At 74.6% G+C, this 17192-nt stretch carries 13 protein-coding genes; 9 read left to right on the top strand and 4 right to left on the bottom strand.

Translation table 11 applies throughout. The annotated features are described in order from the left end of the window. Positions 1-48: 48 nt before the first annotated feature. Together ABZ478_RS08555 and ABZ478_RS08550 are read left to right on the top strand one after the other, a co-directional pair. Positions 49-2148 carry a hypothetical protein gene (locus ABZ478_RS08555; protein ID WP_359546554.1) on the top strand — a complete coding sequence of 700 codons (2100 nt, stop codon included), beginning with the start codon at positions 49-51 and terminating at the stop codon, positions 2146-2148. Beyond that, positions 2145-4274 carry a hypothetical protein gene (locus tag ABZ478_RS08550; RefSeq protein WP_359546552.1) on the top strand — a complete coding sequence of 710 codons (2130 nt, stop codon included), beginning with the start codon at positions 2145-2147 and terminating at the stop codon, positions 4272-4274. The genes ABZ478_RS08555 and ABZ478_RS08550 overlap by 4 nt, the downstream gene beginning before the upstream one ends. Before the next feature lie 43 nt (positions 4275-4317). Here the strand turns inward: ABZ478_RS08550 and ABZ478_RS08545 are convergent, their stop codons facing one another. Continuing rightward, entirely contained in the window at positions 4318-6021 is a 1704-nt protein-coding gene (locus tag ABZ478_RS08545; RefSeq protein WP_359546550.1) for a DEAD/DEAH box helicase, read from the bottom strand. Between the two features lie 87 nt (positions 6022-6108). After that, a complete protein-coding gene (locus tag ABZ478_RS08540; protein ID WP_020943502.1) occupies positions 6109-6312 on the bottom strand; it encodes a cold-shock protein in 204 nt (67 codons plus the stop codon). Between the two features lie 432 nt (positions 6313-6744). Between ABZ478_RS08540 and rsgA the strand changes: the two genes are divergently transcribed. The 4 genes from rsgA (at position 6745) to ABZ478_RS08520 (ending at position 11220) form a co-directional block, all read left to right on the top strand. After that, positions 6745-7848: a ribosome small subunit-dependent GTPase A gene (rsgA, locus tag ABZ478_RS08535; protein WP_359546548.1), complete on the top strand. Its 1104-nt coding sequence runs from the start codon at positions 6745-6747 to the stop codon at positions 7846-7848. A gap of 128 nt (positions 7849-7976) precedes the next feature. After that, the gene (locus tag ABZ478_RS08530) at positions 7977-9371 is read left to right on the top strand and encodes an AlkA N-terminal domain-containing protein (RefSeq protein ID WP_359546747.1); all 1395 of its coding nucleotides are present in this window, start codon (positions 7977-7979) and stop codon (positions 9369-9371) included. Continuing rightward, complete coding sequence (locus ABZ478_RS08525) at positions 9368-9883, top strand: methylated-DNA--[protein]-cysteine S-methyltransferase (protein WP_359546546.1); 516 nt, start codon at positions 9368-9370, stop codon at positions 9881-9883. The genes ABZ478_RS08530 and ABZ478_RS08525 overlap by 4 nt, the downstream gene beginning before the upstream one ends. A 161-nt stretch (positions 9884-10044) precedes the next feature. Next, a complete protein-coding gene (locus ABZ478_RS08520; RefSeq protein WP_359546544.1) occupies positions 10045-11220 on the top strand; it encodes a GDSL-type esterase/lipase family protein in 1176 nt (391 codons plus the stop codon). Between the two features lie 4 nt (positions 11221-11224). On the opposite strand, the gene ABZ478_RS08515 is transcribed toward ABZ478_RS08520, so the two are convergent. Further along, positions 11225-11707: a DUF456 domain-containing protein gene (locus tag ABZ478_RS08515; RefSeq protein WP_359546542.1), complete on the bottom strand. Its 483-nt coding sequence runs from the start codon at positions 11705-11707 to the stop codon at positions 11225-11227. 36 nt (positions 11708-11743) lie between these two features. Next, positions 11744-12733 (bottom strand): helix-turn-helix domain-containing protein, encoded by a 990-nt coding sequence (locus ABZ478_RS08510; protein WP_359546541.1) that lies wholly within the window; start codon positions 12731-12733, stop codon positions 11744-11746. A 407-nt stretch (positions 12734-13140) separates the two neighbouring features. Between ABZ478_RS08510 and ABZ478_RS08505 the strand changes: the two genes are divergently transcribed. The 3 genes from ABZ478_RS08505 (at position 13141) to ABZ478_RS08495 (ending at position 17141) form a co-directional block, all read left to right on the top strand. Then, a complete protein-coding gene (locus ABZ478_RS08505; RefSeq protein WP_359546539.1) occupies positions 13141-14538 on the top strand; it encodes a protein phosphatase 2C domain-containing protein in 1398 nt (465 codons plus the stop codon). Positions 14539-14615: 77 nt separating this feature from the next. Next, entirely contained in the window at positions 14616-16358 is a 1743-nt protein-coding gene (locus ABZ478_RS08500; RefSeq protein WP_359546537.1) for a pyruvate dehydrogenase, read from the top strand. A 330-nt stretch (positions 16359-16688) separates the two neighbouring features. Further along, complete coding sequence (locus ABZ478_RS08495) at positions 16689-17141, top strand: ATP-binding protein (protein ID WP_359546535.1); 453 nt, start codon at positions 16689-16691, stop codon at positions 17139-17141. The last annotated feature ends 51 nt before the right edge of the window (positions 17142-17192 follow it).

Genomic DNA, 17192 nt, shown 5'->3' with positions numbered 1-17192 from the left:
CGTGCACGGGTACGGCCCGGCGCACGCGCACGAAGGAGAGGACCGCCGGTGACCAGCTCGCCCCCGGACAAGCTCGCGTTCACCCTGCCGTCGGGCCGGCGCCGCGTCACCCCGGCCCGCTTCGGGCCCGAGTCCCGCCGCGACCGGCTGCTGCCCCAGCTCATCCGCAACTGCGTGCTCGACGACGAGGGACAGCAGTGCCTGCAGGTGCGCCTGGGCAGCGCCGAGGCGGCCAACCCGGCGGCGCGCGCGCTGCTGGACACCGAGGCGGGCACCGCACTGCATCTGCACCGCGTGCTCGACGACACGGAGTACGCGGCGCTCTTCCCGCGGATCATCGGTTACGAACCGGACGCCGCCGAGCCGTTCCTGCTGTACGCGGCGCCCCGGGGCGTCCCCGCCGCGCGCACCCACGTGATGGCCGCGACGGACCAGCAGCGCCTCACCCGGGATCTGATGCTCGCCCTGTGCCTGCTGGCCGACCAGGGGCTGGTGCCGCGTGGCGTCTCGCCCGCCACCGTGCTGTGGGACGGCGCCCGGGTCCAGCTCTGGGGACTGGAGGCGATGACCAGGACCGGACGGCCCCGGACCCCGTGGGGCCGGCCGCCCTTCTGCTCGCCCGAACAGCGCCGGGGCGAAGGGCTCGCCGACCCCCGGGACGCGGTGTGGAGCGCGGCCCAGGTGCTCTACCGGCTGGTGACCGGACGGCCCGGGGCCGCCGACCGGGCCCCCGCCGACCTCGGCGAACACCGGGCACTGGACCGGACGTTGCGGCAGGCCTTCGCCCCGCGCGCCGACGGCCGGCCCACCCCCGCCCAGTTGCTCGAACTCCTCGCGCCCGGAGCCGCCCGCCGGGTCCGGCTCACCCTGCCCGCCGACGAACAGCGCCCGCACCGGGAGGCCTTCGAGGAGGCGCTGCGCCTCAAACGGCAGGCACCGGCGGCCCGTACCGAGGACGGCACCGGGGCGGCGGCCGGCCCGGGCAACGGCGAAGTGCTCTGCCCCTACTGCCTGGAGGCCATCCAGCTCGACCTCGGCGAACTGTTCGTCACCGACAGCAGGATGCAGTACAAGCCGCTGGACCTGGCCGGCATCAACAACCCGGTGCGGCGGAACGACATCATGCGCGGCGCCGTCCAGAAGTGCACGGCCGACCCGGACTTCCCCGAGCACTTCATCCCGGTGCCCTACCTGACGTACGGCCGCCCGCTGACCGTGGCGATGGTCGGCCAGTCGTCCACCGGCAAGAGCCATCTGCTGACCCAGATGATCGCGGCCGTCACGGACGGCGGTCTCGAGCCGTTCGGCCTCAAGTGGCAGTCCGTCAACCCCGAGCAGCACGCGCGGTTCGTACGGGAACGGGTGCAGCCGCTGCGCAGCGGCCGGGTCCTGGACCACACCGCCGCCCTCGGCCTGGACGACTTCGCCCGCTTCGTGGAGTCACTGCTGATCACCGACGCCCGCGGTCAGGTGCGTCCGGTCGCCTTCTTCGACCTGGGCGGCGAGGACCTCGTACGCACCGACGCGGCGCTGCGGTTCCTGCTCGGGGTCGACGCCCTGATCTTCGTGGTCGACCCGGCGCTCGCCCTGCCGCTGCCCCAGCTCGACCATGTCAGGGAGCGCCTGGACGTCGAGGTGAACCGGGACGGCGACCTCGCCTTCGGCACCGTCCTGGACCGGCTGCCGAAGAACGGGCCGTACCTGGACGTGCCGGCCGCGATGGTGCTCGGCAAGGCGGACCTGCTCAGGTTCCAGCCGCCCGTCGACCGCTGGCTGGCCCGGCCGCCCGCCACCTCGCTCGACCCCGCGCCGATCCGAGAGGAGAGCCGGGACGTGTACGGGCTGCTGCGCCGGCACGCGGGCCAGGCCTGGCTGCGTCCCTTCGACGCGATGCGCCGGTGCACCCTGCACATCGCGTCCGCCACCGGGGGACAGGAGGCCCACGGCCGCTATCCGGCGGGCGCCGGCCCGCGGCGGGTGCTGGAGCCGCTGCTGGCGCTGCTGGCGATGCACGGGCTGATCGACGTGCCGGGCGGCGCCGAGGCGCTGGCGGTGGGGGAGGTGCCCGTGCTCGAGACGGTGCCGCGGGAGGAAGCGCAGAAAGCCGGGGGATCCGCGGGATCCTCCGGGGGAGGGGAACATCGGTGAACGGCTTCCAGGACCGGCGCGAGGTGCACCAGGTCGTCTTCCGCTGGGACGGCAACCACGGCCGTCAGGGCACCGGTATGAGCGCGGTCGCCCACTCCTGCCCGCCCGAACGGGCCGAGCGACTCGGCCAGGAACTCGGCCGGCTGCTCTGGGTGTCCGGCGCGGCGGCGGCACGGCGGAGCGTGGTGCGCACCGTGTCCCGCGACGGCGACGTCATGCTCGTCCAGCGCTGGCCCACCACCGACCGGGGCGGCCGTCCGTCCACGGTCAGTCATGTGCTCTTCGGCGATCCCCGGGCCCTGAAGACACGGCAGTGCCTGGGCCTGGCCCACCGGGGCTGGGGCTCCCAGGAGAAGGCCGAGCAGGCGAAGGGCCCGCAGTCCGTGATCGACTGCGCGGAACTCGACGAGCCGGCGCGCAGGCGGCTGCCCGGCATGCTGGACGCGCTGCCGAGCGTCGAGCACGCGCTGATCCTGGCCACCGCCGAGCTGCTGCGGGATCCTGCCCAGCGGGTGTCGCTGCTCCTCGAGGAAGGGGCGACGCGCGCCTGGCCGGACGCGGACCGGGTGCCGCTGGTCTACCTGGGGCTGTTCCTGATCTTCGGCTCCTGGCTCGGCCAGGAGTGGACGTTCGCCACCTACGACACCGTGGACACCCACCCGCTGCGGCTGATGGCCGTCCCGCGGTGGGAACCGGACACGGGCGGATCCGGCCCACTCGCCCGGATCATGGACCGCCGGCCGGCCCGGCCCGGTCTCGAACACCGGGCCGCCTCCCGGCTGGTGAAGCACCTCCTCGCCAACCCGGAGGCGCCCGCCGGTGTGCCGCAACTGGTCGACGGCCTCGCCGACGGCGCGGCCCTCGACTGGGAACGGCGGAGCGCCCGGCTGCGGGCCGTCCTCGGCACCGACCGCCCACCGGCCCGCACCCGGTACCAGCCCGAGCCCCTGCCGGTACGCGACTCCGAGCCCCTGCCGGTGCGCGAACCCGAGCCCCTGCCGGTGCGCGAACCCGATCCCGTATCGGTGCGCGAACCCGATCCCGTACGCGAACCGGAACCGCCACGCGAACCCGCACCACTGCGCGGGCCCGAGCCCCGTCCCGCACGCCCGCCCGAGTCTCCGCCCCGGCCCGTACACGCCCCCGAGCCGGTTACCCCGCACCGGCGCCCACAAGCCCCCGACCCCGGCCCCGCGCCCGCGCCCGCGCCCGTGCCCGAGTTCCCGCACTCGCCCGAACCGGAGCCCACTCCCGCGCCCCCGCCCGGCGCCTCGACCGAGTACGGGACCGGTGGGCACCCGGTGCTGTCGCTGCCCGACGGTTTCGACACCGCCCCGGCAGCCGCCGCCGCGGCCCTTCCGGGCGCCCCGGACACCCGTGTCCTCCACCGCGGGCTGTGCGGGTACCGGCGCGGGGACGCCATGGGGCACCGGATTCTGGTGGCGGAACTCGGCAGGCAGTCCGACGAGGTCCTGCTGGACGAGCTCCGCTCGGGGCAACTCTCCCCGGACGCGATCGACTTGGTGCTCGACGAGCTCGGCGGAGCGGTCCGCCTCCAGCGGCGCCGCCTGGAGACACGGCACGCGCTGTGTGCCGAAGTGCTGAAGCAGAACCTGTACTTCGCGCCGCGGTCGTCCGGCACCGAGCCCACGCTGTCGAGGACCGCGACGGCCGAGCGGGCGGTCCGGGTCTTCCAGTGGGCCGTGGCGCCGCTGGTCCGGGACGAACGCTATCTGCGCGATCTGCGGGAGCTGTTCTACGGCATGAGCCGGGACCGTCACGCCACCACGGGCAACTGGCTCTGGCAGACCTTCGTCGAACCGGAGAACGGACCGGCCCCCGACCTGCCGCCGGTCCTGTGGAGCCAGCTCCTGCGGGACGCGTACCGGGGCGGCGCGGTGTCCGCCGTCCCGTCGCCACCGCCCACGGTCCAGCGGCCCACCGCCCAGCCGGTCCACCGGACGCCCTCGACGCCTCCAGGGCCCCCCGAGTCACCGGCCGGCACCGGGCCGCCGTCCTCCGCCCGGGCCCGGTTCGGTGACCTGACGAGCAATCCGGGCTGTGTGATCGGAGGCTTCGTCGGCGTGATCGCGGTCATGATCGCGCTCGTGCTGATCCTGGTCTGAGGGACCAGAGCACGCCCGGGGCGGAGGTGCGGCCGACGGCCGCCTAGGTGGCCGAGGTGCGCCGGCCGCCCCGGCGGTCGGCGCCGCCGGTGGCACCGTCGGCCGAGGTGCGCCGGCGGGATCCGCGGGCGTCCTTGCCCGACGAGGCACCGGTCGCGGTACCGGCAGCGGCCCGGCGGTCGGTACCCCGGCCGCCCGCGCCGACGCCGCCACCCGTGGCCCGGGGGGATCCGGCCCGGCGGGCGGAACCGCGCCCACCGGCCGCCGAGGCGTCACCGGCCGCGGCCGCACCGGCGGCGGTCCGGCGGTCCGAGCCCCGGTTGCCCGTCGTGGTGGCCGCACCGGCCGCCGCTCCGGACCCGCCGCCGCGTCGGCGGCGACCGGACCGTGCGCCGCGCTCGGAGCCGGTCTTCCGGTCCGGGCGGGACGCCGCCGGCGTGGCCGGCTGGGGGACCTCGATGATCACGGGCACGCCGGAGGGCTCGCGGGCGCCGGTGATGGTGACCAGCTCCGGGTCGCTCGACTTGACGCGGGCCGTGCGGGGGCGGATGCCCGCGTCCGACATGAGCCGCGTCATGTCCCGCTTCTGCTCGGGCAGGACCAGCGTGACCACGCTGCCGGAACCGCCGGCGCGGGCCGTGCGGCCGCCCCGGTGCAGGTAGTCCTTGTGGTCGGTGGGCGGATCGACGTTCACGACGAGGTCGAGGTCGTCGATGTGTATGCCGCGGGCCGCGACGTTCGTCGCCACCAGCGCGGTGACCCGGCCGGTCTTGAACTGCTCCAGGGTGCGGTTGCGCTGCGGCTGGGAGCGGCCCCCGTGCAGTGCCGCCGCGCGGACGCCGACGGCCAGCAGCCGCTTGGCGAGCCGGTCGGCGGACCTCTTGGTGTCGAGGAAGAGGATGACCCGGCCGTCACGGGCCGCGATGCGGGTGGTGACGGCCTCCTTGTCGGTGCCGTCCAGGACGTGGAGCACGTGGTGCTCCATGGTGCTCACCGCTCCCGCGGACGGGTCCACGGAGTGCACCACGGGGTCGGTCAGGAAGCGCTGCACCAGGCGGTCGATGTTGCGGTCCAGGGTGGCCGAGAAGAGCATGCGCTGCCCGTCGGACCGCACGCGCTGGATCAGCTTGGTGATCTGCGGCAGGAAGCCCATGTCGGTCATCTGGTCGGCTTCGTCCAGCACCGTGATGCGCACGTCGTCGAGCACGCAGTCCCCGCGTTCCACGAGGTCGTTGAGCCGGCCGGGGGTCGCCACGACCACCTCGGCGCCACGCCGGAGCGCACCGGCCTGCTTGGTGATGGACAGCCCGCCGACCACGGTGGTCAGCCGGAGGTTCACCGCCGTCGCGTAGGGGGTGAGCGCGTCCGTCACCTGCTGGGCGAGTTCCCGGGTGGGCACCAGCACGAGGGCGAGGGGCGCCTTGGGCTGCGCGCGCAGTCCGGCCGTGCGGGCCAGCAGCGCCAGCCCGAACGCGAGGGTCTTGCCGGAGCCGGTGCGTCCCCGCCCGAGCAGGTCACGGCCGGCGAGCGAGTTCGGCAGCGTGGCGGCCTGGATGGGGAAGGGGGTGGTGACGCCCTGCGCGGTGAGCGTCTTCAGCAGAGCCGCGGGCATGTCCAGACCGGCGAAGTCCTCGACGGCGGGAAGTGCGGGTGTCGTGCTTTCCGGCAGCCGGAATTCCCTCGGCGACGACGCGGACGGTGGGGGTGACGACGCGCGCCGGTTCGGCTTCTGGGGTCTGCGGGGCATGCGGTTGTCTGCCTTCCTGAAAACAGCACAAACCGGGGTCCGCACCATGACGGTGCGGGCCCCGGTGAGCAGGTACGTGTCCGGCGATCAGGCGGGAACGATGTTCTCCGCCTGCGGGCCCTTCTGGCCCTGCGTGACGTCGAAGCTGACCCGCTGGCCCTCCTGGAGCTCACGGAAGCCCTGGGTGGCGATGTTCGAGTAGTGGGCGAAGACGTCGGGGCCGCCGCCGTCCTGCGCGATGAAGCCGAAACCCTTTTCAGAGTTGAACCACTTCACGGTTCCCTGTGCCATGACTTTCTCCTTCTGGTAGGCAGAGGCCCCATCCGGAGATGCCGGAAAAACAAATAATGCGCCTTTAGGAGAAACATTCCCGTCAGGCGCACATGAATTCATGGGTACCACAACTGCAACTGATGCAACCGTAGCACACTCCGGCGGACGGACGCCTCGCGCCCACCAGGGGTGCCGGGCCGAGCGGACGCGGCCGAATAAACCGGTGGCGCCCGGATGCGCGCCGCTCTACTGTGAAGACCGCTTCGCACGGCGGCCGTTGACGGCCGCTGTCGACCGGACGAGGAACGGGAGGTGTGACCGATGGCTGTCTCTGTGACGGGTGCTGCCCGCAACCAGAAGATCATCCACTCCACCCCCGTGGCCACCGGCTGACCTTTCCCACAGCGCGCTCGTGCGCGGAGCCGGGGCCGCCCTTGTGAAGGGTTCCCCTTGAACTTCTCCGCTTCTTCGGTTTCGTCGCACCCTCTCGCCGGCTACGGCTGGGACGAGGGCTGGGAGGCCGAGTTCGCTCCCCATGCCGAGCAGGGCCTCCTGCCCGGCCGTGTCGTGCGGGTCGACCGCGGCCAGTGCGACGTCGTCACCCCGTCCGGCGTCGTCCGCGCCGACACCGAGTTCGTCATCCCCCGCGACCCGATGAAGGTCGTGTGCACGGGGGACTGGGTCGCCGTCGACCCGCAGGGCGGTGATCCGCGGTACGTGCGGACGCTGCTGCCCCGCCGTACCGCTTTCGTCCGGTCGACCTCCTCCAAGCGGTCCGAGGGGCAGATCCTCGCGGCCAACGTCGACCACGTCGTCGTCGCCGTGTCCCTCGCCGTCGAGCTCGACCTCGGGCGCGTCGAACGGTTCCTGGCGCTGGCCTGGGAGTCCGGCGCACAGCCCGTGGTCGTGCTCACCAAGGCCGACCTGGTGCCGGACCAGGTGACGCTGGCCCATCTCGTCCAGGACGTCGAGACGACCGCGCCCGGCGTGCCCGTGCTCACCGTCAGCGCCCTGCACGGCGACGGCCTCGACGTGCTCACCGCGCTCGTCGGCGGTGGCACCACCGTGCTGCTCGGGCAGTCCGGGGCCGGCAAGTCCACTCTCGCCAACGCCCTGGTCGGCGAGGACGTCATGGACGTGAAGGCCGCCCGGGACGTCGACGGCAAGGGCCGGCACACCACGACCACCCGCAACCTGCTCCCGCTGCCCTCCGGTGGCGTACTGATCGACACCCCCGGGCTGCGCGGCGTCGGGCTGTACGACGCCGAGAGCGGGGTCGGGCAGGTGTTCGCGGAGATCGAGGAGCTGGCCGAGCGATGCCGGTTCCAGGACTGCGCGCACGAGAGCGAGCCCGGCTGCGCGGTGCGCTCCGCGGTGGACGGCGGAGACCTCCCGGTCCGGCGCCTGGAGAGCTACCGCAAGCTGCTGCGCGAGAACCAGTGGATCGTCGCCAAGACGGATGCCCGCCTGCGCGCGGAGATCAGGAAGGACTGGAAGCGGAAGGGGGCGCAGGGCAGGGCCGCGATGGAGGCCAAGCGCGGCCGCTGGGCGTAGCCGCCCGCCGTCCGGCCGGAAGCCGTCCGGCCGGAAGCCGTCCGGCCGTCCCGCCGCCACTCCTCCCAACCTGCGTGTCCGATTCCCGCCAGCCCGCCCCCGCCGGGGCGGTCACACTGGGACACGTGATGGACGAGGACAGCGGGTACGAGGCGGTGCGCAGCCGGGACGGGAGGTTCGACGGGGCGTTCTTCTTCGCCGTCGAGACCACCGGTATCTACTGCCGGCCGAGCTGCCCGGCGGTCACCCCGAAGCGCTCCAACGTGCGGTTCTTCCGTACCGCCGCCGCCGCGCAGGGCTCCGGCTTCCGGGCCTGCCGGCGGTGCCGGCCGGACGCCGTGCCGGGATCGGCGGAGTGGAACGTCCGCGCGGACGTGGTCGGCCGGGCCATGCGCCTGATCGGCGACGGCGTCGTGGACCGCGAGGGCGTCGCCGGACTGGCCGCCCGGCTCGGCTACAGCGCCCGGCAGGTCCAGCGGCAGCTCACCACCGAACTCGGCGCCGGACCCGTGGCGCTCGCCCGGGCCCAGCGGGCGCACACCGCCCGGACCCTGCTGCGGACCACCGACCTGCCGATCACGGAGATCGCGTTCGCGTCCGGGTTCGCCAGCGTGCGCCAGTTCAACGACACCATCCGCCAGGTGTACGACGCCACGCCGACCGGGGTACGGGCCGCCGCGCCCCGGGGCCGGGGCGCCCGCCGGGCCACCCCGGGCGCGGGCATCCCGCTGCGGCTCGCCCACCGCGGCCCCTACCAGTCCGCCGCCGTCTTCGACCAGCTCACCGTCGAGGCCGTGCCCGGCGTCGAGGAGGTCACCGGCGCCCTGGGCGGCCGGACCTACCGGCGCACCCTGCGGCTGCCCCACGGCACCGGGATCGTCGCCGTCGAGGAGCGCGCCCGGGGCCGGAGACCGGGCGGCGGCACCCACCCGGGGGGCTGGCTGGAGGCGCGGCTGCACCTCACCGACCCCCGGGACCTGACCACCGCCGTGCACCGGCTGCGCCGGCTGTTCGACCTCGACGCCGACCCGTACGCGGTCGACGAGCGGCTGTCCCGCGACCCCCGGCTCGCCCCGCTGATCGCCGCCCGGCCCGGTCTGCGCTCACCCGGTGCCGTCGACCCCCTGGAGCCCGCGGTACGGGCGCTCGCCGGGACGGCCGGGGCCGAGTGGCTGGTGCGGCGGTACGGCAAGGCGCTCGACGCACCCTGCGGCAGCCTCACGCACCTCTTCCCGGAGCCCGCCGTCCTCGCCGGGGCCGAGCCCGGCGGCCCGCTCGGCGCGCTCGCGGCCGCCCTCGCCGACGGCACCGTACGGCTGGACCCGGGCGCCGACCGCGACGAAGCCCACCGGGCGCTGCTCGCGCTGCCCGGCCTTGACCCCGCCGTGGCCGCCGTCCTCCGCGTCCGCGCCCTCGGCGATCCCGACGTGGCCCCGCCCGGCTTCGACACCCCCGACGCCTGGCGGCCCTGGCGGTCGTACGCCATCCAGCACCTGCGCATTACAGGAGAGTTGACCCCATGACGGACCTGACCCGCTGGACGGCCGTGGACGCCCCGGTCGGACGGCTGCTGCTCACCGCCGGCCCCGACGGCGCCCTCGCCTCCCTGTCCGTGCCCGGGCAGAAGGGCGGCCGGGCCGTCGAGCCCGGCTGGCGACACGACCCGGGGCCCTTCCGGGCCGCCGAGGAGCAGCTGGCCGCCTACTTCGCCGGTGAGCTGAAGGAGTTCCGGCTGCACCTGCGCGCCCACGGCACCGAGTTCCGGCAGCGGGTGTGGGACGCCCTCGACACCGTGCCGTACGGCGCCACCGCCACCTACGGCGAGATCGCCGCCCGCATCGGCGCGCCCCGTGCCGCCGTCCGCGCCGTCGGCGGTGCGATCGGCGCCAACCCGCTCCTCATCGTCCGCCCCTGCCACCGCGTCATCGGCGCGGGCGGCGCCCTGACCGGCTACGCGGGCGGTCTCGACCGAAAGCTCTGGCTGCTCACCCTGGAGAACGGCCTGCCGGACCCCGCCCCGGCGGCGGACCGGTGACCGGATAGCCGCGACGCCTGCGGGCCCCGGCCGGGAACCACCGCCGCCGCCCGCGTACCGCCCTACGCCGAGCGGGTGGACTCCCCGGTGCCGCTCCGCTGCCGCGCGCCCGCCCTGTGGCACGGTCACCTGCGACGGGTCGTGGGAAGGGCGGGCGGTACATGGTCAAGGCCGGACGGGTGCTCGCGGCGCTGCTGCTCGCGGTGGTGCCGGGTACGACGGCCAGGGCCGTCGCCGGGACCACCGCACCGCACTGGACCGGCAGTTGGGAGGCGGCACCGTCCGGCACCGCCGCCGGGCTGCCGGGTGCCGCCTTCCGCAACGTCGTCCATCTCAGTGTCGGCGGCGGCGCCGTGCGGATCCGGCTCAGCAACCGGCTCGGCACCGCGCCGCTGCGGCTCGGCGCGGTCACGGTGGCGCTGCGGCGGGCCGCGGGCCCGGACGCCGTACCCGGTACCCTGCGCACCGCCACCTTCGCGGGCGCGCCGACGGCCACCGTCCAGCCCGGCCGGGACGTGCTCACCGATCCCGTCCCGCTGACCGTGCCGGCCGCCGCCGATCTGCTGGTCACCGTCCTCACGCCGGACGACTCCGGCCCCGCGACCTTCCACCGCACCGCCCTGCAGACCAGCTACCTGGCCCCCGCCGGCACGGGCCACGCGGCCGACGAGACCGGCGCCGCCTACACCCTGGCGACCGGCTCCTGGTACTACGTCACCGGCGTCGACGTGCTCGGCGCCACCGAGGACAGCGTCGTCGCGTTCGGCGACTCGCTCACGGACGGCCAGGGCTCCACCCCCGACGCCAACCGCCGCTGGCCGGACCGGCTCGCCGAACGGCTGGGGCGTCTCGGCGTCCTCAACGCCGGTGTCGGGGGCAACCGCCTGCTGCGCGACGGCACCGGGCCGAGCGCCCTAGCCCGGCTGGACTCCGACGCCCTGGACCGGGCCGGAGTGCGGGTCATGGTCGTGCTGGAGGGCGTCAACGACATCAAGGGCACCCCCGTGGCGGACGACCCCGCCGCCTTCGCGAACGCGTACCGCACCCTCGTCGCCCGCGCCCACGCCCGCGGCGTCCGGGTCGTCGGCGTCACCCTCACGCCGTACGCGGGGTACGGGGCGTACACGGCGGCCGGTGAGGCCGTACGGCAGCGGGTCAACGCGTTCATCCGCACCGGCGGCGCCTTCGACGCCGTCGCCGACGCCGACGCGGCCGTACGCGACCCGGCCCTTCCCGAGCGCATCCTGCCCGCCTACGATCCCGGCGACCACTTGCATTTCAACGACGCCGGGATGCGCGCGATCGCGAACACCGTCGCCGCGGCACTCGCCCGCTGACCGGTCAGCCCCACAGCACCGCGCCCAGCCACGCCCCCGCGATCAGCAGACAGGCGAACAGCTCGGTGAGCACGCCGGAACCGCCAGACCGCATCGTCGTGCGCAGCGCGGACATCGCCTCGCCGTGCCCGCCGAGCCGCAGCCGCTCGTGCAGATAGATCCCGGCCAGGAAACCCGGCAGCGCGCCGAGCACCGGCAGCAGCACGAAGCCGAGGACGGCGCCCGTCCCGGCGTACACGGCCATGCGGGGCGTGGCGCCGCTCGCCCGCAGCCGGCGCGGGGGCAGCGCCCAGCGCACCGGCAGCGACAGCAGCAGCACCCCGGTGGCGCCCACCAGTACCGCCCAGGCCAGCGGCCGCGGGTCCTCCAGCGCCCACCACAGCACCGCGGCCCACACCAGCCAGGACCCCGGCGCCCCGGGCACCAGCACTCCGCACAGACCGAGCGCGATCACCACGCCGACCAGCGGGAGTTCCCACGCTCCCATCTGCCCAGCGTGCCCGAGAGGTGAAGAAGCCGCAGATCACAGGGGTTCGTCGCGGGACACCCAGCCCCGCTCGTAGGCGTGCCAGCCCAGTTGCAGCCGGGTCGTCACCCCGGCCAGCTCCATCAGGCGCCTCACCCGGCGCTGCACGGTCCGCAGGCCCAGGTCGAGCTGTTTGGCCACGCTCGCGTCGGTCAGTCCGGCCAGCAGCAGCGACAGCACCTCCAGGTCGGTCGGGTCCGGCCCGTCCGGCCGCTGCTCGGCCACCCCGGAGGCGGCCAGCCGGAGCGGCAGCGCCTCGCGCCACACCGAGTCGAACAGACCCGCCAGCAGCTCCAGCAGACCGCTCGCGTGCACCACCAGCGCGGCCGGCTCCACCGTCCTGGTGGTGAGCGGCACCATGGCGAGCGACCGGTCGGCGATCACCAGCTTCGTGGGCACCCGGTCCAGCACCCGCACCCGCTCGTTGCGGCCCAGCGCCGCCGTCAGCTCGGTCAGCCCGTGCGGCAGGTCCAGCACCGCGCGCTCCACCACCACCCGGTAGCGGACCCCGCGCCCGGCCGCCTGCTCCTCCGCGTCGTTCTCCATCCCGGAGACCACCATCGGGTTGCCGGTGACCAGCGCGCACACCTCCTCGGTGGCGCCGAGCTGCATCTGCAGGAAGCGCTGCGCCACCGCCGAGGCGCCGGTCACCACCTCCACCAGGTCGTGCACCTCCGGCTCGGCCGCCGTGGCCCGGTACTCCTCGGCCAGCAGCGCCGCCGCCAGCTCCGCCTGCTCCAGCTCGTGCCGTCGCTGCGTCAGCAGCGCGGCCAGCGCCACCCCGGGCGGGGCCGCCACCCAGCGGCCCGGCCGCGCCGGGGACTGGGCCGCCAGGCCGTGCCGCTCCAGCCGGCGCAGCGCGCGCTCGGTGTCCGGCTCGGCCAGCGACAGCCGCCGCGCCAGATCGGCCACCTCGGCGGCGCCCACGGACACCAGCGCCCGGTACGCGGACTCGTGGGTCTCGTCCAGGCGTATCGCTGCCAGCATCGAGCCGCGTTCCCCTTTCCTGAGAACAAGCCATCCACGCGGGCGATCCGTGGCGGAAACCGGCCACGGCGCAAACCCGCCGCCGGACATCATCGCCGTACCAGCGGTCACTCTGCCAGGCTGAACGGCACCGGCGGACACCCGGCCGGCCCGGCGGCGCACAGCCGCGGCCCGGAATTCCCCCGCATGATCCGAGCGGATCCGGCCACTCGACCGGCGTGGCCCGGTCACCCAGAACGCCGCCGGGCGGTCCTCCCGTGGGGGGGTGGGACCGCTCGGCGGCCATCACGCCTTTCACGTACGGCAGTTAGGTCCGTCCTCCGTCGCGACGTGCCACCGCGAACGCGGACGCCGCAATTTCCCCGTGCCCCGTTTTCATACGGCCCGTGCGGTGGACAATCAGGGACATGAGCCAGCAGGGGGGCAGGCCCGCCCGTCATGACGACGACTGGTGGGGACAGCTGTACGACGACTCCACCGAGGACACGGGGCCCACACCGGCCCCCGACTCGCTGGACGACCGCTTCACCTCGGCCCGGGACGCGGTGCGGGAGCGGCCCGGCGGGAACGAGGTGCCCGGCGCGAGCGATGAGCCCGGCGGGAGCGAGGGGTCCGGTGACGGCACACCGGCGCCCGCGGAACCGCCGCCCGGCCGGCCGCCGTCCGACCGGCCGTCACCCGACCGCGCGTCCCCGGACCACGCGGTGCCGGCCCAGCGCCCCCCGGCCCCGCCGGACACGGCCCCGGCCGTGCCCCCCGTGCCCCCCGGCCCTCCGGCGCCCCCGCCCCGCGCCTACGCGGCCCCCTTGCCCCCAGCGGTCCCCTCGCCGCCCTCCGCCCTCGACCACGTGGGCTCCGGGCCCCCCACCTACGACCCCGAGCCCACCGCGCTGCCCCTCGCCGATCCGGACCAACTGACGGAGCAGGTGGCCGACACCGCTCTGGACGGGGCCCAGTACGGGACCTGCACGCTGCGCGCCGTGTCGCTGCGCGGGGACTCGGCGCGTTACCGGGGCGAGGCGCGCCGGGACGCGCTGCTGACCGCGCGGTTCGGCACGGGCGAACAGGCGCTGGTGCTCGTCGCCTTGGCGACCGGCGCACGGGCCGCGCCGGGCGCGCACCGGGTGGCGGCGGAGGCGTGCCGGCTGATCGGCCGGGCCGTCGGCCGCAGTCACGGGCGGCTCGTCGAGGACCTCCGGGCCGCCCGGCGCGGCGACCTGAAGTCCGGTCTGCAGCGGCTGACCGACCACAGTCTCGGCAGGCTGCGGGCCGGCGCCGCCGAACGGGGCCTGGATCCGCAGGAGTACACCGCCGGTCTGCGCTGCCTGCTGCTGCCCGCCGACCCCGGCTGCCGTGTCCGGGTGTTCTTCGGCGTCGGCGAAGGGGGACTGTTCCGGCTGCGCGGCGGCGAGTGGCAGGACATCGAGCCCGGTGTGCCGTCCGGCGGCGCCACCGGCGGACCGGTCGTCGGCTTCGGCTCGGCCCCCGCCGAGACCCCCGAGGGCGACCGGCTCACCATGGACTTCGGCATCCCGGTCCCGCCGAGCCCGTTCGAGCCCGCCCCCGGGCCACCCCGCGAACCCTTCCGCTTCCGCGCCTCGGTAGCCCGCCCGGGTGATGTGCTGGTGATGGCGACCGGCGGCCTCGCCGAGCCGCTGCGCGGCGAGCCCGCGCTCTGCGCCTACCTCGCCCGCCGCTGGTCCGGCCCCACCCCGCCGGGTCTCGCCGCGTTCCTCGCGGACGCCCAGGTACGGGTGAAGGGTTACGCCGACGACCGTACGGCGGCGGCCGTGTGGGAGGCGTAACCGCCGCCCCTGTGACTTGATGGACCGGGAGGACCCCTGCGGGACAGCGAGGGACAGCGAAGGAGCGGACGACAGCCATGGCCAAACAGAACGTCGCCGAGCAGTTCGTCGACATCCTCGTCCGGGCCGGTGTGCGCCGGCTCTACGGCGTCGTCGGGGACAGCCTCAACCCGGTCGTGGACGCCGTGCGCCGCCACTCCGCCGTGGACTGGATCCACGTACGCCACGAGGAGACCGCTGCCTTCGCGGCCGGCGCCGAGGCCCAGGTCACCGGCCGACTGGCGGCCTGCGCCGGCTCCTGCGGCCCGGGCAACCTGCACCTCATCAACGGCCTGTACGACGCGCACCGTTCCATGGCCCCGGTGCTCGCGCTGGCCTCGCACATCCCCTCCAGCGAGATCGGCCTCGGCTACTTCCAGGAGACCCACCCGGACCGGCTCTTCCAGGAGTGCAGCCACTACAGCGAGCTGATCTCCAGCCCGAAGCAGATGCCCCGGCTGCTGCAGACCGCCATCCAGCACGCGGTCGGGCAGAGCGGCGTGAGCGTGGTCTCGCTGCCCGGCGACATCGCCGACCAGCCCGCCCCGGAACGCGCCGCCGAGAGCGCCCTGGTCACCTCCCGGCCCACGATCCGGCCCGGTGACGCGGAGCTCGACAAGCTCGTGGACATGATCGACGAGGCCGGCAAGGTCACCCTGTTCTGCGGCAAGGGCACGGCCGGGGCGCACGCCGAGGTGATGCGGTTCGCCGAGCGGATCAAGTCCCCGGTCGGGCACGCGCTCAGGGGCAAGGAGTTCATCCAGTACGACAACCCCTTCGACGTCGGCATGAGCGGGCTGCTCGGCTACGGCGCCGCCTACGAGGCCACCCACGAGTGCGACCTGCTGATCCTGCTGGGCACCGACTTCCCGTACAACGCCTTCCTGCCGAACGACGTGAAGATCGTCCAGGTCGACGTGCGGCCCGAAGTCCTCGGCCGGCGCTCCCGGCTCGACCTCGCCGTGTGGGGCGACGTGCGCGAGACGCTGCGCTGCCTCGTCCCGCGGGTGAAGGAGAAGACGAACCGGCGCTTCCTCGACCGGATGCTGAAGAAGCACGCCGACGCGCTGGAGGGCGTGGTCAAGGCCTACACCCGCAAGGTGGACAAGCACGTCCCCATCCACCCCGAGTACGTGGCCGCCGTCCTCGACGAAGTGGCTTCCGACGACGCGGTGTTCACGGTCGACACGGGCATGTGCAACGTGTGGGCCGCGCGCTACATCTCGCCCAACGGCCGCCGCCGGATCATCGGTTCCTTCTCGCACGGCTCGATGGCGAACGCGCTGCCGATGGCGATCGGCGCCCAGTTCACCGACCGGCACCGGCAGGTCGTCTCCATGTCCGGCGACGGCGGGTTCGCCATGCTGATGGGTGACTTCCTCACGCTCGTCCAGTACGACCTGCCGGTGAAGGTCGTGCTGTTCAACAACTCCGCGCTCAGCATGGTCGAGCTGGAGATGCTGGTCGCGGGCCTGCCCTCGTACGGCACCGCCAACACCAACCCCGACTTCGCCGCCGTCGCCCGCGCCTGCGGTGCCTACGGGGTGCGGGTGGAGAAGCCCAAGCACCTCGCCGGCGCGCTCAAGGACGCCTTCCGGCACAAGGGGCCGGCGCTGGTGGACATCGTCACCGATCCCAACGCCCTGTCCATCCCGCCGAAGATCAGCGCCGAGATGGTCACCGGGTTCGCGCTGTCCGCCTCGAAGATGGTGCTGGACGGCGGAGTCGGCCGCATGGTCCAGATGGCCCGCTCCAACCTGCGCAACGTCCCCAGGCCCTGAGACTCCGCCCGGACAACGGTGTTTTCCGGCCACTTTCACGGCCCGTGACGGCGCACCGCCCGGCTGGGGCCACACGTCCCGATCTGTCCGTCCTGGGACTCGCGGGGCACCGTACGGCGGTCCTGCCGGGCGGAGCAAGATCGCGGCGGTGCCCGGGGCCGGGCGCGAGGCGCGGGCGGGCGTGGCCGAACACACGGCCGTCGGCCGGATCCCAGGACTGCCCGTGGGCGGGTGGGGAATGGATCCCCGTGAACGTGTTCGACCAGGAGGGGCAGGGCCGGAAACGTGCGGGCGGGGGTCATGAAGAGGCAGGCGCGAGGGGGCGGTCCCGTGGCCATCGGGGCCTCCTCGGCTCAAGCGGGGGAAGAGACCGACACCATCACCGAACGCGAGTGGCACCAGCAGCGGCTCAGGCGCAGGCTGGGGCGGGCGGACCTCAGGGCGGTGCCCGAGGCGCGCCGGGAACTACGGGAACTGCTGCGGCACTGGGGCAGACCGGGCCGCTCGGAGATAGCCGAACTGCTCACCAGCGAACTCGTCACCAACGCACTCGTGCACACCGACCGCGAGGCCGTACTGACCGCCGTCGTCTCGGCCGGCGGACTGCGCGTGGAGGTACGGGACTTCGTGGCCCGCGGACCACTGCCGCGCACACCGGACACGGAGGAGGACACCAACGGCCGGGGGCTGGTCCTGGTGGAGTCCCTCGCGGACTGCTGGGGCGTACGGCCGCACGGCGTGGGCAAGTCGGTGTGGTTCGAACTCGGTGCCGAGGCGGCCTGAGGCGGACCGGCCGCGCGGACGGACACGGGACGGGGGCGTGACCCGCGCGGT

Origin of the sequence: Streptomyces sp. NPDC005706 (assembly GCF_040631045.1) — a bacterium.
In the GTDB taxonomy this organism is placed as follows: domain Bacteria; phylum Actinomycetota; class Actinomycetes; order Streptomycetales; family Streptomycetaceae; genus Streptomyces.
This window is presented reverse-complemented; position numbering and strand designations above follow the sequence as displayed.